Source organism: Oscillochloris sp. ZM17-4 (assembly GCF_019599295.1).
Classification (GTDB): Bacteria; Chloroflexota; Chloroflexia; order Chloroflexales; family Chloroflexaceae; genus Oscillochloris.
On the sequence record NZ_JAIEWN010000110.1, the window covers coordinates 1 to 5,008 of the forward strand.

Consider the following 5,008-nt stretch of genomic DNA (forward strand, 5'->3'; position numbering starts at 1 on the left):
AGTCGCCAGCCGGTGGGGCTTGACCCAGGACTTATTCGCGCTAACAACCCTTTTCGAGAGGATGAGCCGCTCACCCTCCAGCCGCACGCCATTTCCGTACTGAGGATACGTCAGCGAGTCGTAGCGACCGAAGCCCTTGAAGCGCGGGAAACCGACTGCAGCGGCACCTTCTTTGACACGGCGGAAGAAGGCGTGAAAGGCCAGATCGACTCGTATACCGATATTCTGGAGCACCTGACTGTGAACGAGCTTCATAGATGGACGAGTCAGCTTCCAGACCGGAAGGAGGTTCAGCATATCGTACGTGCGCAGCGACTCGCCCCGCTCCTCATAGGCCCGCTTGCGCTCGGCAAGCAGTTTGTTGTAGACCCAACGGCTTTCCTCAAGCTGCTGCGCAAGGATACGCTGCTGGCCTTTCGAGAGGTAGATTCGGTATTTGAACGACGTGCGCATGGACACAGGATAACACGTTACAGTGTATTCAGCAAATCCATGCGGCTGAAGCTAAAGCCGCTAAAGCGGATGCAGCCCTTCTATCCCAGGGCTGAAGCTCCTGGGTTTTACGGGCTATTTCTATAAACATGTGCAATAATGTAGAGGTGCGCCCGTAACATCCTGTGCAATGCTCGGACAAAGCATAGACGACGGGTTCTGCCCTCATCACGACGGGGGGCAGGGTTTCACATGAATCACACACAAGAGGAGCACGATGACTACCTATACAGCGAATAGCAACGGCTACGACCATACCCTCGACGATGCCATATCGGCGCACGACGCGAGCCTGATCATCCCTGGCCAGGGCAAGCTCGAAGGCATGGCCTTCAGCACGAGCCCGCAGATCGAGCACGCGGTTCTGGATATCCTCGACGCCATCGGCGAGCGGCCCGCGCGCGAGGGGCTTCTGAAGACGCCCTCGCGGGTGGCCAAGATGTACGCCGAGCTCACCGCCGGCTACCATATCGACCCGGAGGCCCTGATCAACGACGCGATCTTTAGCGTCGACTATGACGAGATGGTTATGGTGAAGCATATCGACTTCTACAGCCTGTGCGAGCACCATATGCTCCCGTTTATGGGCGAGGTCCACGTGGCCTACATCCCGAGCGGCAAGGTCGTCGGGCTGAGCAAGATCCCGCGCATCGTCGAGATGTTCGCCCGCCGGCTCCAGGTCCAGGAGCGGATGACCGTCCAGATCGCCGACTTCATCAATACGGCGCTGGAGCCCGCCGGCGTGGCGGTGGTGGCCGAGGGCGTGCATATGTGCTCGGTGATGCGCGGCGTGAAGAAGGCGAACGCCCGCATGATCACCTCGGCCATGCGCGGTGTCTTCCGCGATGACTCGAAGACGCGGGCGGAGTTTATGAGCCACATCGACCACGGCCGCTAGGATCATGGCTCGCGTATGCGCTACTTCATCGGAATCGGCAGCAACATCGCGCCGCGCCAGCACGTCCCGCTGATGCTGCGGGCGCTGCTCCAGATCGCGCCGGCGCTCCACGTCGGCCGCATCGTCGAGACGGTGCCCGTCGGCGTCATCGGGGAGCCGTTTCTGAACGCCGCGGCATGCCTCTCCACCGACCTGACGCCGCAGGAGCTGAAGGCGCAATTCAACGCGATCGAGGCCCGCCTTGGCCGCGACCGCGCCGCCGCCGACAGTAAGACCAAGAGCCGCACCGCCGACCTCGATCTGCTGCTCTGGCTGGGCGATGATGCCCGCCAGGCTCCGACCGACCTGCTGCCGCACGAGTCGTATATGCGGCCCATGCTGCTTGAGCTGCTCGGCTACGTCGGCGTGACGACGGCGGCCGAGCCGCTCCCGCTGCCGCCCGGCCTCCCGCTGCCGCTCGATGCGCTGACGGTCGGCCTGGCCCCGCTGACCCTGACGCTCGTCGGCGGGCGCATCTTGGCCGCCGCCGCATAGGAAGAGTAGTACCATGACCTCGCATGAACCGCCCGCCGCGCGCCCGGCGGCCCTGGTGACCGGCGGCGCCGTCAGGCTGGGGCGCGCCATCGCCCTGGCCCTGGCCGCCGCCGGCCACGATATCGCCCTGCACTACGGCCGCTCGGCCGCCGCCGCCGCCGAGACCGCCGCGCAGATCCGCGCCCTCGGCGTGGCCTGCCACCTCGTGCCGCACGACCTCGGCGATGTCGCCGGGATCCCCGCCCTGGTCGAGCGGGCGCGCGACGCGCTGCCCGATCTGCGCGTCCTGATCAACAGCGCGTCGGCCTACACCCAGGCGACGATCGGCGCGACGACGGCCGAGATCTTCGACCAGCAGCTTGCGGTGAACCTGCGCGCGCCGTTCTTCCTGACCCAGGCCTTCGCCCGGCAGGTGGGGGCCGGGCACGTGATCAACATCATCGACAATAAGATCGCCTTCAACCAGTTCCAGTACGCCGCCTACCTGCTGGCGAAGAAGTCCCTGGCCGAGTTCACGCGCATGGCCGCCGTCGAGCTCGCCCCCGGCGTGCAGGTGAACGCGGTCGCCCCCGGCGTGGTCATGCCGGCCGATACGCGCAGCGAGGCATATATCGCCTGGCGCGTGGGCGGCATCCCGCTGCGGCGTCAGGGCGCCGCCGACGATATCACCGGCGCCATCCTGTACCTGCTGTCCAGCCCCTTTGTCACCGGCCAGATCCTGACCGTCGACGGGGGCGAGGGGCTGACGAGCGTGGGCCGGAACGCGTCGCAGTTCGACCCGGGCGGCGCATCATGAGGATCATCGGCTTCTCGATCAACCCGCTGTTTGAGGACCGCGTGATCGGCGGCTCGGCCAAGCATCAGCGCAACGTCCTGGTGCGCCTCGGCGAGCTCGGCCACGATGTGACCGTGCTCTGCACGCGCCTCCCCGAGAGCCGGCCCTTTCGCTGGCACGACCGGGTCGAGGTGCTGCCGCTGCTGCCCTTCAAGCAGCCCTTCCCCCAGCCCTACGCGGTGCCCGCCTACCAGCTGGCCGAGATCGCGCAGACCATCGCCGATCATCTGGACGGCGCGGACCGCTTCTATATGCACGACGGCGAGCTGCTGCTGCCCTACCTCTACCGCGATGTGCCGACGGTGATCTCGCTGCGCGACAATGTCTACCCCGAGACGATCCTCGGCAGCTTTCTCTTCGCCGCCGACCGGCTGATCGCGATCGCCGAGTACTCGCGCCAGGTCTACCTGCACACCGCCGGGCGCTTCCTGCCCGAGCTTGCGCGCCGCACGGTCACGGTCAATAACGGCATCGACTTCAGCCTGTTCCGCCCGGGCGAGCTGGGCGCGGCCATCCGCGCGCTGGCCGGGGTCGACCCGGCGCGACACCTTGTGGTGCTGCACCCGCACCGCCCCGAGGAGACGAAGGGCCTGGCGCAGACGGTGGCGGTGGCCGAGCTGCTGGTGCGCCGCTACGGCTGCGACACGCTGCGCGTGCTGGTGCCGCGCTGGTTCGACGAGGCGAGCTCGCCCGAGGTGCGGGCCGCCTACGCCGCCGCCGAGGCCGACATCGCCGCCCGCGGCCTGCGCGAGCACTTCATCTTCCACGACTGGGTGCCGCAGCGCCTGATGCCCGACTACTATCGGCTGGGCCACCTCACCCTGGTGCTCGGATCCTTCGTCGAGGCCTTCGGCAATGTGGCCTACGAGTCGCTGGCCTGCGGCACCCCGGCCATCGTGGCGCGGGTGGCGACCCACCGCTCGCTGCTGCCCGACGATCTGATCGCCAAGGTCCACTATGACGATAACGAGGCCGCCGCCGCCCTCGCCGCCGCGATCGTGCGCGGGGGCGGGCGCACCTCGGCGGCGACGATGGCCTACCTGCGCCGGCACTTCGCCATCGAGGATCAGCTCGACGCCTACGCCGACGCGATCCTCGGGGCGCGGCGCGTCGGCCCGCCGGCCACCCGCGCCCGGCCGCTCGGCCCCGCCACGCGCTACGGGCTGCCGCCCTGGTGCTACACGTGGGGCGACGGCATGGTCTTCCACGACTTCCTGGCCCGCCACGCGCACATCCCCGCACTGAGCGCCCTCGCCGCCGCCCACCCCGGCGGCTTCGACGCGGCCCAGGCCGCGCAGCTCGGCGTCTCGCCCGAGGCCCTGGCCGCATGGCGCCGCGACGGCTACCTGTCGCCGCTGCCGGCGTGAGGGCGCAGCCTATGAGCGCCGAGCCACCGGTGGTCGATGTCGTCCTGAGCATCACCAGCATCCCCGAGCGGGTCGAGCTCTTCCTGGCCGAGCTGGGCTGGCTGGCCCGGCAGACGGCCCGGCCTCAGGCGGCCGTGATCTGGCTGGGCGAGGAGCACTTCCCCCCGGCGGCGCGGCGCGACCTGGCCGCGCGCTTCCCGCTGCCCGCCGGCGTGGAGATCCGCTACCGCCCCGACCTCGGGCCGCAGACGAAGCTGCTCTACGCGCTGCGCGAGTTCGCCGGCGCGCCCGTGGTGACGGCGGACGACGATGTGATCTACCCCCCCGGCTGGCTCGCGGATCTCTACGCCTCGTACCGCGCCGCGCCGGCCCACATCCACTGCCACCGCGCCCACCAGATCCGCCTCGCCGCCGGGGGCGAGCTGGCCCCCTACAGCGAGTGGGGCTGGCTGGCGCCCGGGCTGCGCGGCCCCTCGCACCTGCTCTTCCCCACCGGCACCTGCGGCACGCTCTACCCGCCGGGCGCGCTGGACGAGCGGGTCTTCGACCTCGCGGCGATGCGCCGGCTCTGCCCGACGGCCGACGACACGTGGTTCAAGGCGATGGCGCTGCTGCGCGGCACCGCCGCCCAGAAGGTGCGGGCCGCCTCGCTGGAGCTGCCCCACATCCCCGGCTCCGAGCGGCGCATGCTCTGGACGCTCAACGCCGGGCGGAACGACGCCCAGCTCGCGGCCGTCTTCGCGGAGTATGGGCTCTACGCGCGGCTGGCCGGGCGCGACGGTGCCCATGATCCTTCGTAGGCGCGGGCAAAAAGTAGCCCGTATGAGCTATAATAATAGGCGGAGCTAATGCAGCGTCATGGGGCGACGCCCCCGCGCCCCC

The 5,008-nt window shown here is 68.8% G+C and carries 6 protein-coding genes; 5 read left to right on the plus strand and 1 reads right to left on the minus strand.

The genetic code is table 11. The features are described 5' to 3' along the window. Positions 1 to 453: helix-turn-helix domain-containing protein (locus tag K2Z83_RS27795; protein WP_255604568.1), on the minus strand; the 453-nt coding region annotated here is incomplete at its 3' end. A gap of 256 nt (positions 454 to 709) precedes the next feature. Between K2Z83_RS27795 and folE the strand changes: the two genes are divergently transcribed. The 5 genes from folE to K2Z83_RS27820 are packed head-to-tail and all read left to right on the plus strand — an operon-like array spanning position 710 to position 4,926. After that, positions 710 to 1,390 carry a GTP cyclohydrolase I FolE gene (gene folE, locus K2Z83_RS27800; protein WP_220598426.1) on the plus strand — a complete coding sequence of 227 codons (681 nt, stop codon included), beginning with the start codon at positions 710 to 712 and terminating at the stop codon, positions 1,388 to 1,390. Between the two features lie 15 nt (positions 1,391 to 1,405). Beyond that, positions 1,406 to 1,924: a 2-amino-4-hydroxy-6-hydroxymethyldihydropteridine diphosphokinase gene (folK, locus tag K2Z83_RS27805; RefSeq protein ID WP_220598427.1), complete on the plus strand. Its 519-nt coding sequence runs from the start codon at positions 1,406 to 1,408 to the stop codon at positions 1,922 to 1,924. 13 nt (positions 1,925 to 1,937) lie between these two features. Continuing rightward, positions 1,938 to 2,720, plus strand: coding sequence for an SDR family oxidoreductase (locus K2Z83_RS27810; RefSeq protein ID WP_220598428.1), 783 nt, complete (start codon positions 1,938 to 1,940; stop codon positions 2,718 to 2,720). Beyond that, entirely contained in the window at positions 2,717 to 4,126 is a 1,410-nt protein-coding gene (locus tag K2Z83_RS27815; RefSeq protein ID WP_220598429.1) for a glycosyltransferase family 4 protein, read from the plus strand. Before K2Z83_RS27810 ends, K2Z83_RS27815 begins: the two co-directional genes overlap by 4 nt. Before the next feature lie 11 nt (positions 4,127 to 4,137). Next, entirely contained in the window at positions 4,138 to 4,926 is a 789-nt protein-coding gene (locus K2Z83_RS27820; RefSeq protein WP_220598430.1) for a hypothetical protein, read from the plus strand. Positions 4,927 to 5,008: the final 82 nt, after the last annotated feature.